The following is an 18,866-nucleotide window of genomic DNA, read 5'->3' as shown; positions in this document are numbered from 1 at the left end:
AAGAAAAAATAGAAAAAACGCCTTACAATAAGGCGTTTTTTCTATTTTCTGCGTATTGATAATATCGCTTTAATGAAATTTTTGATTTGAATCCAGCGAGTTTTATAATTTCTGATTCAGGAGTTTCTTTTTTTATTAAGTTTAAAATATAGGTGTTACGAAAATGTTGTCCTGAAATTCCTTTACGTAAATTGGCTCTAGCCACTTCGAGGCGAATCATTTTTTGTATAGCAATTTCCGTTAATGCCTTTGGTGCATCATTTTCATATACCCACCTGTATGTTCCACGGTTAAAATCGAATGCGACAAATAATGGATCATCACTATGGTATTTAGGACGAACTGGTTCCGGGATGCTTTTGTAATAATTATATAGTTGTTTTTTGTCTTCTTTTGCTAATGTAATTGTTCTTTCTACACCTGCGGTTGCTGGGATTGATAATGTGTTAGTTTCAAAGTGAACGTGATGCATTGTTAATGCTGTAAGTTCCTGTAAGGATAAACCGTAGTCAATCAATAGATTTAAAATAGCAATATTGCGATCCATTAATAAGGGGCGCACAGGAAGTTGTTTTTCTGAAAGTCCTTCTAATGAAGTGACTATATACTTTAACCTTTTTTCTTCATCAGGTGAAATGAAATCTTCGTTACGAAGTGTACGGTCTGGTTGAATAGATATCTCCATATTTTTCAATGGATTAGGAATGTTTAGAAAATGATGCATTCTATTTAGTACAATAAATACACGATGCATCGTTTTTTCTGAGTAATGTCGATTCGTTTTTAAATCGGAAAAGTAATCTTCGTAGTCTTTTGTACAAAGTGTAGCCCATATATTACTGGAAGGGAGCTTTTTGTTTTTTTCTAACCAATGTCCGAAGTCTTCAACATCATAAACATAACGTTTAATAGTTGAGGGTTTTCGGCCTTTATTCAATAAAAAAATAGAAAAGGCTTGTATTGTATCATGGAATTCCGTTGTCTCCATAGTCCCACCACCTTAATTATTTCTTATATTATAGCAAACTTTTCTGAAAATAGGCATTTACAAGGGGGACAGGAATAATAATATTTGGTGAGTGGATAAAATGAGGTGATTGTATGGAACAATCGATGCGAAAGAAAAACAACAATCAAATTAATATTGTGTTAAACCATCGAAAGAAAATTTCTTTGCCAGCCGCAGAAAATAAAACGGTAATTTCAAATGAAACTGCAATTAAACATGAAATGCTGCAGAGAATTGAAGAAGAGATGGGGAAGCTTGTTGGGATGGATGATATAAAAAAGATAATAAAAGAAATATATGCTTGGATTTATGTGAATAAAAAAAGACAAGAGAAGGGATTGAAGTCAGAGAAGCAAGTACTTCATATGCTGTTTAAAGGGAATCCAGGTACAGGGAAGACAACTGTTGCTAGAATGATAGGGAAATTGCTGTTTGAGATGAATATTCTATCGAAAGGCCACTTGGTTGAAGCTGAACGTGCTGATCTTGTAGGAGAGTACATCGGCCATACAGCTCAAAAAACAAGAGACTTAATAAAAAAAGCAATGGGAGGTATTTTGTTTATTGATGAGGCGTATTCTTTAGCTCGAGGAGGAGAGAAGGACTTTGGAAAAGAAGCAATTGATACGCTTGTAAAACATATGGAAGATAAACAACATGGTTTTGTATTGATTTTAGCTGGATATTCAAGAGAGATGAATCACTTTCTTTCATTAAATCCAGGGCTGCAATCTCGTTTTCCATTTATTATTGAATTTGCGGATTACTCGGTAAATCAGTTGTTGGAAATTGGGAAAAGAATGTATGAAGATCGTGAATATCAGTTATCGAAAGAGGCTGAATGGAAATTTAGGGATCATTTACATGCTGTAAAGTATTCGTCGCAAATTACATCGTTTAGTAATGGGCGGTATGTACGGAATATTGTTGAAAAATCAATTCGTACACAGGCGATGCGGTTGTTGCAAGAAGATGCCTATGATAAAAATGATTTAATTGGAATATCGAGTATGGATTTGATGCTCGAAGAGGAGACGCACAGTACATAAACTGTGCGTCGATTTTTGTGTATAAGTTCGTTTACTCTTTTTTTTCTTTTTCTTGGTGTACTTTATGGAAGTGTTCCATTTTAGCGCTCTTTTCGTGTGCTGAATTAGGATCGTGTCCAAATTGATTTACTGAGCTTTTTTGAGCTCCTTTATTAACGTGGTTTGTCATTTGTATTCACCTCACTTTAAAAATTAGTATAAACATTATATAAAGAAAAAATCGTTAGAAAAGAAAAACCTCTTTACGATATGTAAAGAGGTTAGATTGCTATTTATGGATTGAACGTTCTTTCGTTTCGATACGTCTGTGTGGTAAATGCCATTTGTAATGAATAGAAACCATGCGGAAGCAAACAATTAAAATGAATAAAATGTAAAGAGCCCAATCGCTAACAATAATTTGAGCGCCAATTAAAAAACCTGCTAAAATTGTCCAAAAGGCATATACTTCAGCTCGAAGAACGAGAGGTTTCCTGCGGGCTAAAAGATCGCGAATGATACCGCCGCCAATACCAGTTAAAACAGCTGCTACAATTGTGGCGCTAATTGGTAAATTTAATTTTTGGGCATATAATGCTCCTTGTACAGCAAATGCTGATAAGCCGATAGCGTCAGTGATATTTTCCCACTTTTTCCAATGTCTAATTAACTTATTTGGAAAAAGAAAAATAATAGTCATTGATAAAAGTGCGATTTGGAATAACATGTCTTGTTGCCAAAACGCGACAATCGGATAACCGATTAATAAATTACGAAGGGCACCTCCCCCAAATGCGGTTGCCATTCCTAAAATATACACCCCGAAAATATCATAATCCTCTTCCATTGCAACAATGGCTCCGCTTAGTGCGAAAGCGATTGTGCCTATGATGCTAAAAATCTCCCATGCCATGAATTTTCTCCCCCGCTAACTAGATGAAATGTGCTTCCTCTGCTATTATATTAGAAGGTTTAAATTTCGAAAAGGATGAGTGAACATATTTGATGGAAGAAAAAGAAAAAGTCATATTAGTAGGCTGTCAATTGCCACAAGATGATGATGAAAAATTTATGCATTCCATGAAAGAGCTTGCATCACTAGCGAAGACTGCACGAGCAGAATTGTTAGTGTCAACAACGCAAAAACGACCAAAGTTTCATCCGGCAACTTACATAGGTAAAGGGAAATTAGAAGAGCTTACAATGTTAACTGAAGAATTAGAGCCGGATGTTATTGTATTTAATAATGAATTAACGCCGAGTCAAATTCGGAATTTATCCTCAGTATTAAATGCGAGAGTAATTGATCGAACGCAACTAATACTGGATATTTTTGCGCAACGTGCGAAGTCGAGGGAAGGTAAGCTTCAAGTAGAATTAGCTCAGTTGCAATATACAATGCCGCGTCTTATGGGGCAAGGATTGTCCTTATCGCGTCTTGGTGGTGGTATTGGAACGAGAGGACCAGGTGAGACGAAATTAGAGACGGATCGTCGTCATATTCGATCCCGTATTGATGAAATAAAGAAACAACTTGCAGTTGTTGTGGAACATCGAAAAAGATATCGTGAGAGAAGAAAAGATAATAAAGTATTTCAAGTTTCGTTAATAGGGTATACAAATGCAGGGAAATCGACACTGTTTAATAGATTAACGGAAGCTGATACGTTTGAAGAAAACCTTCTGTTTGCAACATTAGACCCAACGACGAGGAAGATGCCGTTACCTTCTGGTTATACAGTATTACTAACTGATACTGTTGGTTTTATACAAGATTTACCCACTTCATTAATCGCTGCTTTTCGTTCGACACTGGAAGAAGCGGGGGAAGCAGATGTCATTTTACAGGTAGTTGATTCCGCGGATCCTAACTACATAGGGCATGAAAAAACAGTAAAACGATTATTATCAGAACTTGAAATTAACCATATTCCTATTATTACGTTATATAATAAAAAAGATGAATTACATCAAAACTTTATTCCGTTTCCGAAAAGTGATTTCTTAATGACTAGTGCTTTTGAAGAAAGTGATTTATTGCGTATAAAAGAAGCGATAGAAACGAAGATGAAGAAAGAAATGGATTGTTATCGAGTGGAAATCCCTTCGAGTGAAGGTAAGTTGTTAACGCTTTTAAAGACGGAAACTCTATTAGCAAAGATGGAGTTTCTAGAAGATAAATTTGTATATGATTGTGCAGGGTATATTTTTACTCATTCATCGCTTAATGTGCAATTAAAGAGATTTTTAGTGGAAGAAGGAGAAAATAAAAATGTTTGATCGTTTGAAAAATGGAGAAAAAATTGCTCCAATTGTAAAAGAAGTAGAGAGTCAGATTACAGAAGTACATAAACGTGCGGATGAAGTGATTGAAAGCAATCAGTTTCGTGTATTAGAAAGTTTTCGGAAACATAAAATTAGTGACTCGCATTTTATCCCGACAACAGGTTATGGTTATGATGATATTGGCCGTGATACGTTAGAAAAAGTGTATGCTGATGTATTTGGGGCGGAAGCTGGACTTGTTCGTCCGCAAATTATTTCAGGTACTCACGCTATCTCTACAGCGTTATTTGGTATTTTACGCCCGGGAGATGAGTTATTGTATATCACTGGGAAACCGTATGATACGTTAGAGGAAATTGTTGGTGTACGTGGGAAAGGTGTAGGTTCATTTAAAGAATATAATATCGGTTACAATGCAGTTCCGCTAACTAGTGCTGGGCTTGTTGATTTTGAGGCTGTTGCAGCGGCGATTCATAATAATACGAAAATGATCGGTATTCAGCGTTCGAAAGGTTATGCTACTCGTCCATCGTTTACTATTTCTCAAATTAAAGAGATGATCGCGTTTGTTAAAGAAATTAAACCTGATGTTGTTGTGTTTGTAGATAACTGTTATGGCGAGTTTATTGAAGAGCAAGAGCCATGTCATGTTGGTGCAGATTTAATGGCGGGTTCGCTTATTAAAAACCCGGGCGGCGGAATTGTTAAAACTGGTGGTTATATTGTCGGGAAAGAACAGTATGTTGAAGCGTGTGCATATCGTTTAACGTCTCCGGGAATTGGTGCGGAAGCTGGAGCGTCTTTATACAGTCTGCAAGAAATGTATCAAGGGTTCTTCTTAGCGCCACATGTTGCAGGACAAGCGCTGAAAGGTGCAATTTTTACAGCTGCGTTTTTAGAAAAGTTAGGAATGAACACGTCACCAGCGTGGAATGCGCCAAGAACAGACTTAATTCAATCGGTTCAATTTGATGATAAAGACCGTATGATTGCCTTCTGCCAAGCGATTCAATATGCATCTCCAATTAATTCGCATTTTACTCCGTATGCAAACTATATGCCAGGTTATGAAGATGATGTAATCATGGCGGCGGGAACGTTTATTCAAGGTGCAAGTATTGAATTGTCTGCTGATGGTCCAATTAGACCACCGTATGTTGCGTATGTGCAAGGTGGCTTAACGTATTCGCATGTTAAAATTGCGATTTGTTCTGCGATTGACGAATTGATTGAAAAGAATTTATTAATAATTTCTTAATGGGAAGCTGTCGATTTTGGCAGCTTTTTTCGTATAAAAGTAATGATTTATGCGATTAGAAAAAAATTATAAAAAATCATGTAAGAAAAGCTAACATCTATTGACACTAAACATAACATGGTATAAAATGAGAAGCAGTTAAGGCGAAGGAGGAACTGAAAAATGAAAGAAGATAGACGTTCTGCCCCGCTGTTTCCTATTGGTATTGTTATGGATTTAACACAATTGTCTGCACGTCAAATTCGCTACTATGAAGAGCATAATCTTGTTTCTCCAACCCGTACAAAGGGGAATCGTAGATTATTTTCATTTAACGATGTAGATAAGTTGTTAGAAATTAAAGATTTGTTAGATCAAGGCCTGAATATGGCTGGTATTAAACAAGTGTTACTAATGAAAGAAAATCAAACAGAAGCAGTGAAAGTAAAAGAAGAAACGAAAGAAATTTCAAAAACTGAGCTTCGCAAAATACTTCGAGATGAACTACAACATACAGGTAGATTCAATCGAACTTCATTGCGACAAGGTGACATTTCAAGATTTTTTCACTAAAGATAACTGATTCTGAAGGCGATTAGAGGGACTAAGGAGGAATTTATAATGTCTAGATACACAAAAGAAGATATTTTCCGTTTGGCGAAAGAAGAGAATGTAAAGTATATCCGTTTACAATTTACGGACCTTTTAGGGGTAATTAAAAACGTAGAGATTCCAGTGAGACAATTAACGAAAGCTCTTGATAACAAAATGATGTTTGATGGATCTTCGATTGAAGGTTTCGTACGTATTGAAGAGTCTGATATGTATTTATATCCTGATTTAGACACTTGGGTAATTTTCCCTTGGACAGCTGAAAAAGGTAAAGTAGCTCGACTAATCTGTGATATTTACAATGCAGATGGCACTCCATTTGATGGAGACCCACGTAACAACTTAAAACGTGTGTTAAAAGAAATGGAAGCTTTAGGATTTTCAGACTTCAATCTTGGACCAGAGCCAGAATTCTTCCTATTTAAGGTTGATGAAAAAGGAAATCCAACATTAGAACTAAACGATAACGGTGGATACTTCGACCTTGCGCCGATGGATCTAGGGGAAAACTGTCGTCGTGATATCGTTCTTGAACTTGAAGAAATGGGATTTGAAATTGAAGCATCTCACCATGAGGTTGCTCCAGGACAGCACGAAATTGACTTTAAATATGCAAATGCAATTCGCTCATGTGATGACATTCAAACATTCAAACTTGTTGTAAAAACAATTGCTCGTAAACATGGTTTACACGCAACGTTTATGCCAAAACCACTATACGGTGTGAACGGTTCAGGTATGCACTGTAACTTATCATTATTTAAAAATGGTGAGAACGTATTCTTTGATGCAAACGGTGACTTACAATTAAGTGATGATGCTCGTCACTTCATCGCAGGTATTTTAAAACATGCACCAGCATTTACAGCGATAGCAAACCCAACTGTAAACTCATATAAACGTCTAGTACCTGGATATGAAGCGCCTTGTTACGTAGCATGGTCTGCACAAAACCGTAGTCCGTTAGTACGTATCCCTGCATCTCGTGGTATTAGTACACGCGTAGAAGTGCGTAGTGTTGACCCAGCTGCAAACCCATATTTAGTAATGGCTACATTATTAGCTGCAGGTCTTGATGGAATTAAAAACAAATTAACTCCACCAGCAGCAGTAGATCGTAACATCTATGTAATGACAAAAGAAGAGCGCGAAGAAGCAGGTATCGTTGACTTACCAGCAACATTAGCGCAAGCATTAGTTACATTACAATCTAATGAAGTAGTATGCGGTGCACTAGGAGAACACTTACTTGAGCACTTCATCGAAGCGAAAGAGATTGAGTGGGATATCTTTAGAACACAAGTTCACCAATGGGAACGCGATCAATATATGTCTCTATACTAAGAGGCTTGAACCCTTGATACAACTCGTATCAAGGGTTTTTTAATTCCCTATTATTACAATTTTATGTGGTTGCAAAATGAAAAATAGCCACATAAAAGCCAATAATTAATAACAAGTAGTGATATCATAGAAAAACATTATCAGATAAACGTAAGTTTTATATAATTTATGAACTAAAAAAGCCTTGATACTACGGTATCAGGGCTTTTTTAGTGAAGTTATTGGATATATTAACTACTAGATAATGGATTGTTTTTGGTTATTTTAAATCATGTTACTAAGAAAATCTTTTCAAAAGAATTGATTTTATCTTTTTTAAATCACTTGTGCTATAACTTAATAATTCTTTACTGCCTGTACAACGCGACCAATTATTTTTACATCTTCAGCTGAAAGGTCGTAAGTTTTTGGTTCGTGGATAGGGTCATTACTCAATGGTATTAAAGTAATGATGCTTCCGGATTTTGAAATCTTTTTCACGGTAGCATCATAACCATTGACTTTTACAACAGCAATTTGTCCGTTTTCAACATAAGGAGTTTCCTCTACTAAAACATAAGAACCATCAGGGAATTCGAGATTCATGCTAGTGCCTTTTACAGTAAGATAAAAATACTTTTTACGTTTGTTTAAAAATGTACTCAGCATGGGTAAATAGCCTTCGATATTTTCTTCAGCGAATATTGGTGTACCAGCTGCTACAGAACCAATGATAGGAATATGAAGAATGTTTGATTGATCGTTTTGGATGGTTTCATAAATAGAAACTTCTTCTTTAACAGTATTGTCCTCTTGAGTTGCGAGTCTTTCTAAATCATCAGTAGTAATTCCTAATCCCTTACAAACTTTTATGACATTATCAACAGACGCTTTACCAATCCCTCTTGATAACATGGATTGCAGTGTTGTGGGGGGGAGACCTATTTTTTCGGCGAAGGCTCTTTTGCTATAGCCAGCTTCTTTTATTAAGCGTGTTACAACCTCTGCTTTTTTCATTACTTTCACCATCTTTCTTATTAAAATGTATACGATATTGCGTATTTCTGTATATATCATAACCTAACTAAAATTGTTAGTAAATAGAAAAATATACGAAATTGAGTATTTAAATACGTTTTTTTGTTGACTAAATACGAAACTGAGTTTATATTTAAATGGAAATGAACGCAATATCGTACAAAAAACAGGTGGTGAGTCAATGTATCCGAATTTGCGTGCAGAGATGGCGAGAAAAAGAATTATGATTACACAAATTTCTTCGCATCTGAAACTTCGCCACGCAACAGTGAGCGACAAAATAAATGGTAAATTTCGTTTTTATTATGATGAAGCTTTTGAAATTAAGAAAACTTTTTTTCCAGAACATAGTTTGGAATATCTTTTTGAATTTGAAGAAAATGAAGCGAATTGAAATCGGAGGAAATTTACTTAAAATGTAACCCTATAATCGAATTATTGAATGATGATTTAATAAGAGGGTTCATATCAAAGTATTTAATTTAAATTCCGATAACTAGTTAATTTGTAAAAAGAAAGTAAAGAATTATGCGTAGTGCGAAATTATCTCAATGCAATAAAGATAGTCCAAAATTAGTAGTGAGGAGGAGATGAGGATGGGGCAATTAATTGACTCATCAGTACATAGTTCATTAGTATTTGAAGTTAATGGCAAAGTAGTAACGGATAGTTTGATAATTGCGAAGATATTCAAAAAAAATCACTTCGACGTTTTGAAGGAAGTTCGAAAACAAATTGTATATGTAGGTGAAGAGTTTGGAGGAGAAAATTTTCACGAGTCCACTTATTTTAATTCAAAGAATAGGCGAATCCCTAAATATGATTTAACAGAAGAAGCATTCAAGTTACTTGTTATGGGATATACCAGTAGAGAAGCGGTTGGAATGAAAATCAAATTTATGAAAGAGTTCAAACGAATGAAGCAATATATACAAAATCAACAAAATGTGCCAAAGGATCCAATGGGGGTTTTAAAGTTAACATTTGCTGCGTTAGAAGGACATACTCAGGAGATACAAGAGATAAAGTCTGAGGTGAAGGGTTTGCGAGAAAATACGCCGCTTTATGCTATCGAGTGTGAAGAGATAACAAGGGCTGTAAAAAGGTTAGGTGTTATGTTATTGGGAGGTAAAAATTCAAATTCTTATCAGGATATCGGTCTTAGAAGGAAGTTATATAGAGATATTTATAGTCAGTTACATCGGGAATTTGGTGTGAATAGTTATAAAGCTATTAAACGTTATCATTTGGATAGAGCAATACAAATGATTAATGAAGAATATTCAATTCCAACTGTTTTAAATGAAGAAATTACAGTTAAAAACTCACAAATAAATATGGCAGACATTCAGTAGGAGGAAAGAACATGCAAAGAAAGATTTTAGTAATTACTAGCAGTTTAGCAGGGTTACCAACTGTCAGTGAATTTAAAACAAAAGAAGATGCAAAAGAGCAGGTTAGAAAGCTTATTCAAAAAGGAATGAGTCAAAATGTGATTCGTATAACACAAGAAATTCCAATGAATATCGAAATCCAAGTGGATGTTGAACTTGAGGAATAAGAGAGGTTTAGAAGAAAATAGATATGGATAGCATGATTGTTTTGAATGAATGCATAAGAAAAGAATCCGTTGCAGCGGATTCTATAAGAAAAAATATCTCTAGATAAGTATAACATTGAATACCGTTTTTGAGAATTGATGAGGTGGCTAGTATGGGGATTATTCGAGTGAAAAAAGATAGTAATTATTCCGTTATAAATAATACTGGTTTAAAAGATGAAAGGTTGTCATGGAAAGCGAAAGGAATCTTAGCCTATGCGCTTACATTACCAGACGATTGGACTTTTCATATTAGCGAATTAGCTCGACATGCTAAGGATGGAGAAGATTCGCTCCGTACAGGTTTTAAGGAATTAAAAGAATTAGGTTATGTAAAACGTTATCCTGTTCGTGATGGGAATACGAAAAAAATTACAAGGTGGGATACGGAAATTTACGAAACGCCACAAAGGAACATGCCACAAATGGAAAACCAAGATGTGGTAAAGCCATATGAGGAAAATCAGAAACTACTAAATACTAATAGACTAAATACTAATAAACTAAATACTAATAAACGAAATAATAATGATGATATGGATAAATTAGAATCTCGTGTATTCATCAATGAGAGGGTTAAAGTAAGTTGTAACTTTATTAAGGGGATGGGCATTCCGTTAAGTGAAATTGCAATTGCAGAGTTGGGGAGTTTTTGTAATTTGTTTAGTGGGGAGTTAATTCAGCATGCAATTAATAAAGCCGTTGATGAGAATGCGCCAAGATGGAACTACATTAAGGCTATATTGAGGAATTGGAAGGAGCAAGAAGTTAAAACATTAGTTGATGTGGCCATACTAGATAGACGTTTCGAAATGAGCAAGAAAAAGAAATATAACGGGACAGGTAGGAAGTATTCAAATAGAAAAGAGATTGTACCCGATTGGTTATATAAAGATGATGAATCAACAAATCTAGAAGAGGAAAGAAAAACCGTGCAGTCTACTGATGAAGAGCGTGAGAGATTACAAGAAGTGTTAAATAAATATAGGTCATAAGAAAAAATGCTAGATGATTTACAAGTAATAAAGATTGAAAAGGCTAATAAGCATATTCATGCTATTAAATTAGTATTAAGAGACTTTGTAAAAAGAACGGAAGTGGGTGAATCAGTAAGTGTTCGAATGGCTCAAAGATTATAAGAAGTTAGAAGAAGAAATTGCTTATTTAGAATACAACTTAGATAAATCAAAAGCCGAATTGAAGCGTTGGATTAGCGGTGATTTGCAAAATGTAAGATTAACCGCTGAATCGGAAGGGGCTAAGGTAGAAGGGCGGATTGAAGCAATTGAATATGAATTAGCTCATAAAATGAATGAAGAGTATGATTTAAAGCTTTTGATTAATAAGTTTACAGGACTGGATCATCAAATACTTAAAATGAAATATGTTGATGGAATGACTTTAGAGCAAATTGCGTTTGAATTACATTATAGTACAGGCTATATACGCCGAAAACATGCTGAAATAAGGAAGATTGTCAAGTTTTTAGATGGATTTTAGTGTTACCTTTTTGTAGGATACATGTAGTGTACAGAAAGTATTGAAAAAGTGATTTATAGTAGTAATATAAGATTTCGACGAAAGAGCAACTATTTTTATGGTTGCTCTTTTTGTTGTGAAAGAAGGTGAGTAATATGAAGTGATTTGATGGATTAATAGGTCTTTAGCTTCTAGTTATATTTAGTAAAGTAGTAGTTTTACAGGCGAAAATAATAGAAAAATAAGGAGATGTTTAATGATGAGTTTATTAGCTGCTTCAGTCAAAACAAAGAATTTGCCACAACAGGTATTACGTTGGCAATCAATGGTAGAAAGCGAATGTTCTGCACAAGGTGTACCTGAGTTAGTTCCTTACGTGCTTGGAATTATTATGGTGGAAAGTGGAGGGAATTCTGAAACGACACCTGATATTATGCAGTCTAGTGAATCACAAGGATGGGCAATGAATACAATTAAAAACCCGAAAGATTCAATTTATTACGGAGTGAAGCATTTAAAGGGTGCTTTTGATGATGCGAAGAAAAATGGCATTACAGATTTAAGTGCCATTGTTCAATCGTATAATTTTGGACGAGCTTACCTTCGCTGGTTAGCTTCTAACAATAAACAGCATTCATTACCGGTGGCAGATCTGTATTCTAAAACGGTTGTTGCGCCATCACTTGGAAATACGACCGGTGCTATGGTGAAATATAGTAACCCTATCGCTGTTGCCTACAATGGTGGTTATCGATATAAAAACGGGGGGAATTTCTTCTACTCTGAAATTGTTAAACAATATGTAGATTTTGATGGAGGAACTGGTGGCGGTGACAATAAGCCGTTACAACCAAAAGGACTGGGAATTGCAACGTCTAAATACCCAGAAGGATGGGGCATCAATTTATATAGTGGTCCTGGAAAAGATGCTTGGTTTACAGGTCATGTCATTAATACAAAAATGCCATATTTAATTATAGATGCTGCTTGGTATGGCGGGAATGAAAATATGTTATGTCTAGGTTGGGAAGCCTGGGCAAAAGAAGAACACTTTGAAGTGCAGTGGTTCCATGCTTACTCAAAATATCCAGCAGGTTATGGTATTAACACATATGATGGTCCAAATGGAAATTATAAAGGAAATGTGGATGGATCTTATCCATATGGTGTTTTTGCGAGAAAAGATGGTTACATTGATATTGGACAAAACACATGGGTAAAAGAAGAACATTTTAATGTAAGGTAATAACAAAGTTTTTTATTATTTGATTTTAAATTATAAATTTTAATATATAGAAAAAATATAAAAGGGTGCTTTTTTAAGTGCCTTTTTATATTACGTATGAATAGAAAGGAAGATTATTATGGCAAAATTTATTTATCCAACAGATACAACGAGAGTAACAAGTGGATTTCGGGGGAGCAGACCAGATCATCATGGGATAGATCTTGCTGAATCGGGCTATCATCCAATTTATGCAGCAGCTAGCGGACGAGTTAGTCGTTCTTATATTTCATCCAGTTATGGTGAATGTATTATGATTGTGCACACTATTGATGGGGTTACATGGGAAACAGTATATGCCCATATGCGTAGCGGTTCTCGAACAGTAAAAGAAGGTGATTATGTTACACAAGGACAAACTATTGGGGTTATGGGGAACACAGGGGATTCTAGTGGTCAACACTTGCATTTTGAATTGCATAAAGGGTCTTGGAACATCAATAAGAGTAATGCTGTGAATCCATTAGACTACTTAGGAAAAGGAGACGGTGGTGGTACAACTGAACCTTCTGATAAACCGCTACAACCAAAAGGGCTGGGAATTGCAACGTCTAAATACCCAGAAGGATGGGGCATCAATTTATATAGTGGTCCTGGAAAAGATGCTTGGTTTACAGGTCATGTCATTAATACAAAAATGCCATATTTAATTATAGATGCTGCTTGGTATGGCGGGAATGAAAATATGTTATGTCTAGGTTGGGAAGCCTGGGCAAAAGAAGAACACTTTGAAGTGCAGTGGTTCCATGCTTACTCAAAATATCCAGCAGGTTATGGTATTAACACATATGATGGTCCAAATGGAAATTATAAAGGAAATGTGGATGGATCTTATCCATATGGTGTTTTTGCGAGAAAAGATGGTTACATTGATATTGGACAAAACACATGGGTAAAAGAAGAGCATTTTAATGTAAGATAATATCTTTAAATCAGCATGTATTAAGTAGGATGAAAAAACTTGTTATCATACCTCTTGAGATGAGAGTAATATCTGTAAAATGCTGGGCGGAATATAGAGTGCGATTTTTGAAAGAGCAACTGATGTAAAAAGTTGCTCTTTTTCTTTTTTTGAATGTGAGGACCATAACCCATTATATAGAATATGGCCTGTCTGAGGATTTAGTTTCTAGATGTACTTAATAATTCAGTGGAATTTTAAATGATAAAAAATAAAAAAGGAGATAATCAGTAATGGAAATTAGAAAAAAATTAGTGGATCCAAGTAAATATGGTATAAAGTGTCCCAATACAATGACACCAGAATTCATCACAGTACACAATACGTACAATGATGCATCAGCAGAAAATGAGATATCGTATATGATTGGGAATAATAATTCAGTGTCGTTTCATGTTGCAGTAGATGACAAAGAAGCAGTACAAGGTATTCTGTTTGATCGTAATGCTTGGCATGCAGGTGATGGTAACGGAAATGGTAATCGTAAATCTATCGGAGTGGAAATTTGCTATTCTCTAAGCGGTGGGGATAGATATTACAAGGCGGAGGATAATGCAGCAATTGTTATTGCTCAGTTAATGAAACAATTCAATATACCGATTAGTAATGTACGTACACATAAATCGTGGAGTGGAAAGCATTGCCCACATCGAATGCTCGATGAAGGAAGAGTGGATCAATTCATTGAGAAGATAAACAAAGCATTTAATGAAGATAACAATAAACCACTACAACCAAAAGGGCTGGGAATTGCAACGTCTAAATACCCAGAAGGATGGGGCATCAATTTATATAGTGGTCCTGGAAAAGATGCTTGGTTCACAGGTCATGTCATTAATACAAAAATGCCATATTTAATTATAGATGCTGCTTGGTATGGTGGGAATGAAAATATGTTATGTCTAGGTTGGGAAGCGTGGGCGAAAGAAGAACACTTTGAAGTAGAGTGGTTCCATGCTTACTCAAAATATCCAGCAGGTTATGGCATTAACACATATGATGGTCCAAATGGAAATTATAAAGGAAATGTGGATGGATCTTATCCATATGGGATTTTTGCAAGAAAAGATGGTTATATCGATATTGGGCAAAACACATGGGTAAAAGAAGAACATTTTAATGTGAGATAAGGATATGAGAGTAGGATCACTCGTATGATTCTCTTTAATTTTTGAAAAGGAGATGAGAACGATGGAAGAACAAATCTTCAATTCAATGATTCAACAAGGAGCATTCGCAGCTTTATTTGTATGGATGCTGTTTACTACGCAAAAAAAGAATGAACAGCGCGAAGAACAATATCAAAAAGTTATTGAAAAAAATCAACAGGTCATTGAAGAACAAGCAAAAGCATTTAGTTCGTTGTCGAAGGATTTATCAGATGTTAAGCGAAAAATCTTGGGGAACGATGATGAGAAATAAAATATGGTATTAAAGTATTTGTCGCATATGCAGGTTCTCAAATAGGAATTCGATTCATATATAGCTAATGAGAAAAAGCCCTAATACCGATAAGTATTGAGGCTTTTTCTCATTAGCTATAGTGAATAAGGTTGTGGTGGATTTTTCAAGAGGAAAGAGTGAATGAAGTCTAATATTAATGTAAATGAAATGAAACTTTGAATGCTGCTTAGTTATAACATAGTTTTATTCAGAATTTTGTTAGTTCATTTTCTAAATTTAGGGAATAAATATAGTTTAGTACCTTGCAATAAACAATACTAAGTGGTATATTATGGATAAAACAGGTACCGTGTATTGAACGGTACTAAGATAGGAAAGGAGGATGGCACTTGAACGTTCAATTTAAAAAAGGTGTGCTTGAACTTTGTGTATTAGCACTTGTAAAACGTAAAGATAGTTACGGTTATGAACTTGTTCAGCAAATTTCTAATAAATTTTTAATATCGGAAGGATCAGTATACCCTTTATTACGTCGTTTGACGAAAGAAGGGTATTTTCAAACGTATTTAAAGGAATCTACGGAAGGGCCACCTCGTAAATATTATCAATTAACAGAGCAAGGGGAGACGCAATTTCATTTGTTAGTAACAGAATGGCGTGATTTTGCGAAAGGGGTACAAGAAATTATTGAAGGGGTGGAATGGGATGAGTAAAGAAGGGTTTCTTAAAGAATTATCAAGTTATCTTAGAAAGTTACCAGAGGAAGAGAGGCAAGATATTTTATTGGATTATGAAGAGCACTTTCAGTTTGGACTAGAAGAGGGGAAAACTGAATCGGAAATAATACAGGGCCTTGGTTCTCCGAAAGTAATCGCGAAAGAATTACTTGCGATGTATCGCTTCGATGAAATGAAAAAAAATCCATCGACTTCAAATGTGACAAGAGCTGTTATGGCAGCCATTGGACTTAGTTTGTTTAATTTTATTATTGTGTTAGGCCCGTTAGTCGCAATTATTGCTTTTATATTTTCTTTTTGGATCGGTGGTATTGCTAGTGTAGTAACACCATTTTTCGTTATTGGAAAAGTATTTATGGGTACTTTTATATGGTTGGATCTTTTCGTTAGTATAACGTTTGTTGGAGTAGGTTTATTGTTATGTATTATCGCTTTTTATAGTACAAAGTGGTTTAAGAGATTGTGTGTACGATATGTAATATGGAACTTCAAAATGATAAAAGGAGAGTAAATGATGAAAAAACTATTTTTAATCGCTATCGCTTGTATCATTATTGGAGTAATAGGAATTTCCCAAACATATGAAAAAGCAGTACAAACTGCTGAAAAAGGCGATAAAGAAAATGTAATTAAAAACGAAACATTAAAAAATATAGAAGTTAAGTTAGATGCCGGGGATATTATTGTTCAAAAATCTCCTGACTCTTCTTTTTATGTAAAGCAATCGGGAGATGTACGTAAACAAGAGATTCGTATCGCAGAAAATGGTGACACATTAAAAATTATTGGGGAAAGAGAAAAAGGTGCTTCATTTGATTTTTCTTTTTACGATTTTAGGTTTCAAACGTCTAAATTGACTCTACTTGTGCCCGAACGCTCTTACCAAGATGTAAAAGTAAATTCATCTGCTGGACAAATCGAAATGAGTGATGTGAAAAGTGATAGCGTAAGTGTTAGAACACTTGCTGGAGAAGTAGAGTTGAAACAAGTAACGGCTAAGAATGTGGAGGGATCGACAAAAGCTGGTGAGGTGAACTTTAAGAAGGTATTAGGGAAAGTGACCGCAAAAACAACAAGTGGGGAAATAAATATTCAAGATCATGATTCTAAATATAATCTAGAAGCAAGTTCAACTGCGGGAGATATAGATATTACTTTATCGGAAAAACCACAAGATGCGGTAATTACTGGGCAAAGTGCTGCGGGAGATGTAACGATTTTTAATGAAGAAAATAAAAATGTAACAATTGGAAATGGTAGTAAAAAGATTAGCGGTAAAACGGCTGCGGGAGATGTGACGATTGAAACTCGTTAATAAGAAATAGAATGCATGGAAATCTATCAAAATACAAAAAGAAGATAATTACCGTATATAAATAAGGTAATTATCTTCTTTTTGTTATTTTTAATGTAAATCACGATATACGCCAATTACTTTCCCGATAACTGACACTTGTTTTAAAATGATAGGTTCTAATGAAGAGTTTTCTGGTTGTAGACGGAAATGGTCTTTTTCTTTATAGAAACGTTTAACTGTTGCTTCGTTATCCTCTGTTAAAGCGACTACAATTTCACCATTATATGCAGACTGCTGTTGGCGAACAACAACTAAATCTCCATCGAAAATACCAGCTTCAATCATACTATCTCCAGAAATACGTAACATGAACACTTGGTCTGCTCCAGCAACAATACTAGCTGGAAGTGGGAAATGTTCTTCTACGCTTTCGACCGCTGTAATTGGTAAACCAGCAGTGACTTTTCCGACAATTGGAACTTGAATAACAGATTGTGTTTCCGTATCCATTCGGTCTTCACCTAAAATTTCAATGGCACGTGGTTTTGTTGGATCGCGTCGAATGTATCCTTTTTCTTCTAATCGTGATAAATGTCCGTGCACTGTAGAACTAGAAGCGAGGCCGACTGCTTGACCAATTTCACGTACGGAAGGTGGATATCCTTTTTCTTGTACTTTTAGCTTAATAAAGTCGAGAATGTCTTGCTGGCGTTTCGTTAACTTTTCCATGTTTTCTAACACCTCGTTTTCTTTCATTTTTCTTATTAATAAGTATAACATGTGAAAAAACATTCTACAAACATAAGTTCGAACAAATGGCGGATTTATGTTACACTATAGGGAAATAATAGGGAGAAAGAGGGGTTCAAAATGAATGCAATTATTTATGCACGTGTGAGTACAACGAAAGAAGCGCAAGAAACATCATTATTACGTCAAAAAGATGAATTATTGCATTTAGCTGAGCGCTATCAAATGAATGTTACTAAGGTGATTGAAGAGCAGGCTAGTGGATATACAATTGAACGTGACGGTATATTAGAGGTGTTGGATACAATTCGAGACGAACAAATTGATGTGTTACTTATACAAGATGAAACGCGTCTTGGTAGAGGAAATGCGAAGATCGCGTTAATGCATTGTTTACATAAAGAAGGCATAAAAGTATATACGCATACACATAATGGTGAATTACAATTGTCGGATTCTGATTCAATGGTATTAGATATTATTGGTATTGTTGAAGAATATCAAAGAAAGATTCATAATTTGAAAATTAAACGAGGTATGCAACGTGCAGTAGAAAAAGGTTATCGTCCAGAAAAAAATTTAAAAAATCGTCATTTAAGTGTAGGAAGAGAGAAAAAAGAAGTGCCAATTGAGGAAATTGTACGTTTGCGAAAAAGTGAACTCACGTTTGAAGAAATTGCAGCAACATTACGTGGATTTGGTCATAATGTTTCAAAGGCGACTGTACATCGTAGATATGTAGAGTATACGAAGCAATTGCTTGATAAAGAAGAGTAACTATTGTATGATAATAATCAGTTTTGATTAGAAGGGGGATTCG

The 18,866-nt window shown here is 35.1% G+C and carries 23 protein-coding genes; 18 read left to right on the top strand and 5 right to left on the bottom strand.

Annotated elements, in window-relative coordinates:
- Positions 1–22: 22 nt before the first annotated feature.
- The gene (locus DN399_RS18155; protein WP_000450326.1) at positions 23–988 is read right to left on the bottom strand and encodes a tyrosine-type recombinase/integrase; all 966 of its coding nucleotides are present in this window, start codon (positions 986–988) and stop codon (positions 23–25) included.
- Between the two features lie 113 nt (positions 989–1,101).
- Between DN399_RS18155 and spoVK the strand changes: the two genes are divergently transcribed.
- Positions 1,102–2,058 carry a stage V sporulation protein K gene (gene spoVK / locus DN399_RS18150; RefSeq protein WP_000438174.1) on the top strand — a complete coding sequence of 319 codons (957 nt, stop codon included), beginning with the start codon at positions 1,102–1,104 and terminating at the stop codon, positions 2,056–2,058.
- A 31-nt stretch (positions 2,059–2,089) separates the two neighbouring features.
- Here spoVK and DN399_RS28145 read toward each other — a convergent pair whose 3' ends face one another.
- On the bottom strand, positions 2,090–2,227 hold the full coding sequence (locus DN399_RS28145; protein WP_000181503.1) for a hypothetical protein: 138 nt from the start codon (positions 2,225–2,227) through the stop codon (positions 2,090–2,092).
- Positions 2,228–2,326: 99 nt separating this feature from the next.
- Positions 2,327–2,950: a trimeric intracellular cation channel family protein gene (locus DN399_RS18145; RefSeq protein WP_000312266.1), complete on the bottom strand. Its 624-nt coding sequence runs from the start codon at positions 2,948–2,950 to the stop codon at positions 2,327–2,329.
- 92 nt (positions 2,951–3,042) lie between these two features.
- On the opposite strand from DN399_RS18145, the gene hflX reads away from it, so the two are divergent.
- The 4 genes from hflX (at position 3,043) to glnA (ending at position 7,516) form a co-directional block, all read left to right on the top strand.
- Positions 3,043–4,317: a GTPase HflX gene (hflX, locus tag DN399_RS18140; RefSeq protein ID WP_149150125.1), complete on the top strand. Its 1,275-nt coding sequence runs from the start codon at positions 3,043–3,045 to the stop codon at positions 4,315–4,317.
- The gene (locus DN399_RS18135) at positions 4,310–5,581 is read left to right on the top strand and encodes a methionine gamma-lyase family protein (RefSeq protein ID WP_000460304.1); all 1,272 of its coding nucleotides are present in this window, start codon (positions 4,310–4,312) and stop codon (positions 5,579–5,581) included. The genes hflX and DN399_RS18135 overlap by 8 nt, the downstream gene beginning before the upstream one ends.
- 162 nt (positions 5,582–5,743) lie before the next feature.
- A complete protein-coding gene (glnR, locus tag DN399_RS18130) occupies positions 5,744–6,133 on the top strand; it encodes a transcriptional repressor GlnR (RefSeq protein WP_000656783.1) in 390 nt (129 codons plus the stop codon).
- Positions 6,134–6,181: 48 nt separating this feature from the next.
- On the top strand, positions 6,182–7,516 hold the full coding sequence (gene glnA, locus DN399_RS18125) for a type I glutamate--ammonia ligase (protein WP_000092763.1): 1,335 nt from the start codon (positions 6,182–6,184) through the stop codon (positions 7,514–7,516).
- A gap of 336 nt (positions 7,517–7,852) precedes the next feature.
- On the opposite strand, the gene DN399_RS18120 is transcribed toward glnA, so the two are convergent.
- Entirely contained in the window at positions 7,853–8,512 is a 660-nt protein-coding gene (locus DN399_RS18120; RefSeq protein ID WP_033692152.1) for a LexA family protein, read from the bottom strand.
- 202 nt (positions 8,513–8,714) lie between these two features.
- Between DN399_RS18120 and DN399_RS18115 the strand changes: the two genes are divergently transcribed.
- The 12 genes from DN399_RS18115 to DN399_RS18060 all read left to right on the top strand — a co-directional run bounded on the left by DN399_RS18115 (position 8,715) and on the right by DN399_RS18060 (position 17,314).
- Entirely contained in the window at positions 8,715–8,927 is a 213-nt protein-coding gene (locus tag DN399_RS18115; protein ID WP_000283431.1) for a hypothetical protein, read from the top strand.
- Positions 8,928–9,129: 202 nt separating this feature from the next.
- Entirely contained in the window at positions 9,130–9,888 is a 759-nt protein-coding gene (locus DN399_RS18110) for an ORF6C domain-containing protein (protein WP_086412708.1), read from the top strand.
- Positions 9,889–9,899: 11 nt separating this feature from the next.
- Positions 9,900–10,094, top strand: coding sequence for a hypothetical protein (locus DN399_RS18105; protein ID WP_001189065.1), 195 nt, complete (start codon positions 9,900–9,902; stop codon positions 10,092–10,094).
- Positions 10,095–10,246: 152 nt separating this feature from the next.
- Positions 10,247–11,128, top strand: coding sequence for a DnaD domain protein (locus tag DN399_RS18100; RefSeq protein WP_149149878.1), 882 nt, complete (start codon positions 10,247–10,249; stop codon positions 11,126–11,128).
- 118 nt (positions 11,129–11,246) lie between these two features.
- Positions 11,247–11,633 (top strand): DUF1492 domain-containing protein, encoded by a 387-nt coding sequence (locus DN399_RS18095; protein WP_000464425.1) that lies wholly within the window; start codon positions 11,247–11,249, stop codon positions 11,631–11,633.
- Between the two features lie 238 nt (positions 11,634–11,871).
- On the top strand, positions 11,872–12,858 hold the full coding sequence (locus DN399_RS18090; protein WP_033692154.1) for a lysozyme family protein: 987 nt from the start codon (positions 11,872–11,874) through the stop codon (positions 12,856–12,858).
- Positions 12,859–12,976: 118 nt separating this feature from the next.
- Positions 12,977–13,819, top strand: coding sequence for a M23 family metallopeptidase (locus tag DN399_RS18085; protein WP_006920050.1), 843 nt, complete (start codon positions 12,977–12,979; stop codon positions 13,817–13,819).
- A gap of 272 nt (positions 13,820–14,091) precedes the next feature.
- A complete protein-coding gene (locus DN399_RS18080; protein ID WP_016123244.1) occupies positions 14,092–14,988 on the top strand; it encodes a peptidoglycan recognition protein family protein in 897 nt (298 codons plus the stop codon).
- A 61-nt stretch (positions 14,989–15,049) separates the two neighbouring features.
- Positions 15,050–15,280: a BhlA/UviB family holin-like peptide gene (locus tag DN399_RS18075; RefSeq protein ID WP_000392444.1), complete on the top strand. Its 231-nt coding sequence runs from the start codon at positions 15,050–15,052 to the stop codon at positions 15,278–15,280.
- A gap of 371 nt (positions 15,281–15,651) precedes the next feature.
- Positions 15,652–15,975, top strand: coding sequence for a PadR family transcriptional regulator (locus DN399_RS18070; RefSeq protein ID WP_001102628.1), 324 nt, complete (start codon positions 15,652–15,654; stop codon positions 15,973–15,975).
- Positions 15,968–16,510, top strand: coding sequence for a DUF1700 domain-containing protein (locus DN399_RS18065; RefSeq protein WP_000031383.1), 543 nt, complete (start codon positions 15,968–15,970; stop codon positions 16,508–16,510). Before DN399_RS18070 ends, DN399_RS18065 begins: the two co-directional genes overlap by 8 nt.
- A complete protein-coding gene (locus DN399_RS18060; RefSeq protein ID WP_048536031.1) occupies positions 16,511–17,314 on the top strand; it encodes a DUF4097 family beta strand repeat-containing protein in 804 nt (267 codons plus the stop codon).
- A gap of 90 nt (positions 17,315–17,404) precedes the next feature.
- Here DN399_RS18060 and lexA read toward each other — a convergent pair whose 3' ends face one another.
- Entirely contained in the window at positions 17,405–18,025 is a 621-nt protein-coding gene (gene lexA, locus DN399_RS18055) for a transcriptional repressor LexA (RefSeq protein ID WP_000413738.1), read from the bottom strand.
- Positions 18,026–18,166: 141 nt separating this feature from the next.
- Between lexA and DN399_RS18050 the strand changes: the two genes are divergently transcribed.
- A complete protein-coding gene (locus DN399_RS18050; RefSeq protein ID WP_000991469.1) occupies positions 18,167–18,823 on the top strand; it encodes a YneB family resolvase-like protein in 657 nt (218 codons plus the stop codon).
- Positions 18,824–18,866: the final 43 nt, after the last annotated feature.

Source organism: Bacillus sp. AR4-2 (genome assembly GCF_008274865.1).
In the GTDB taxonomy this organism is placed as follows: Bacteria; Bacillota; Bacilli; order Bacillales; family Bacillaceae_G; genus Bacillus_A; species Bacillus_A cereus.
Note: the sequence above shows the minus strand (reverse complement) of the source record. Positions and strands in the feature narration are given on the sequence as shown.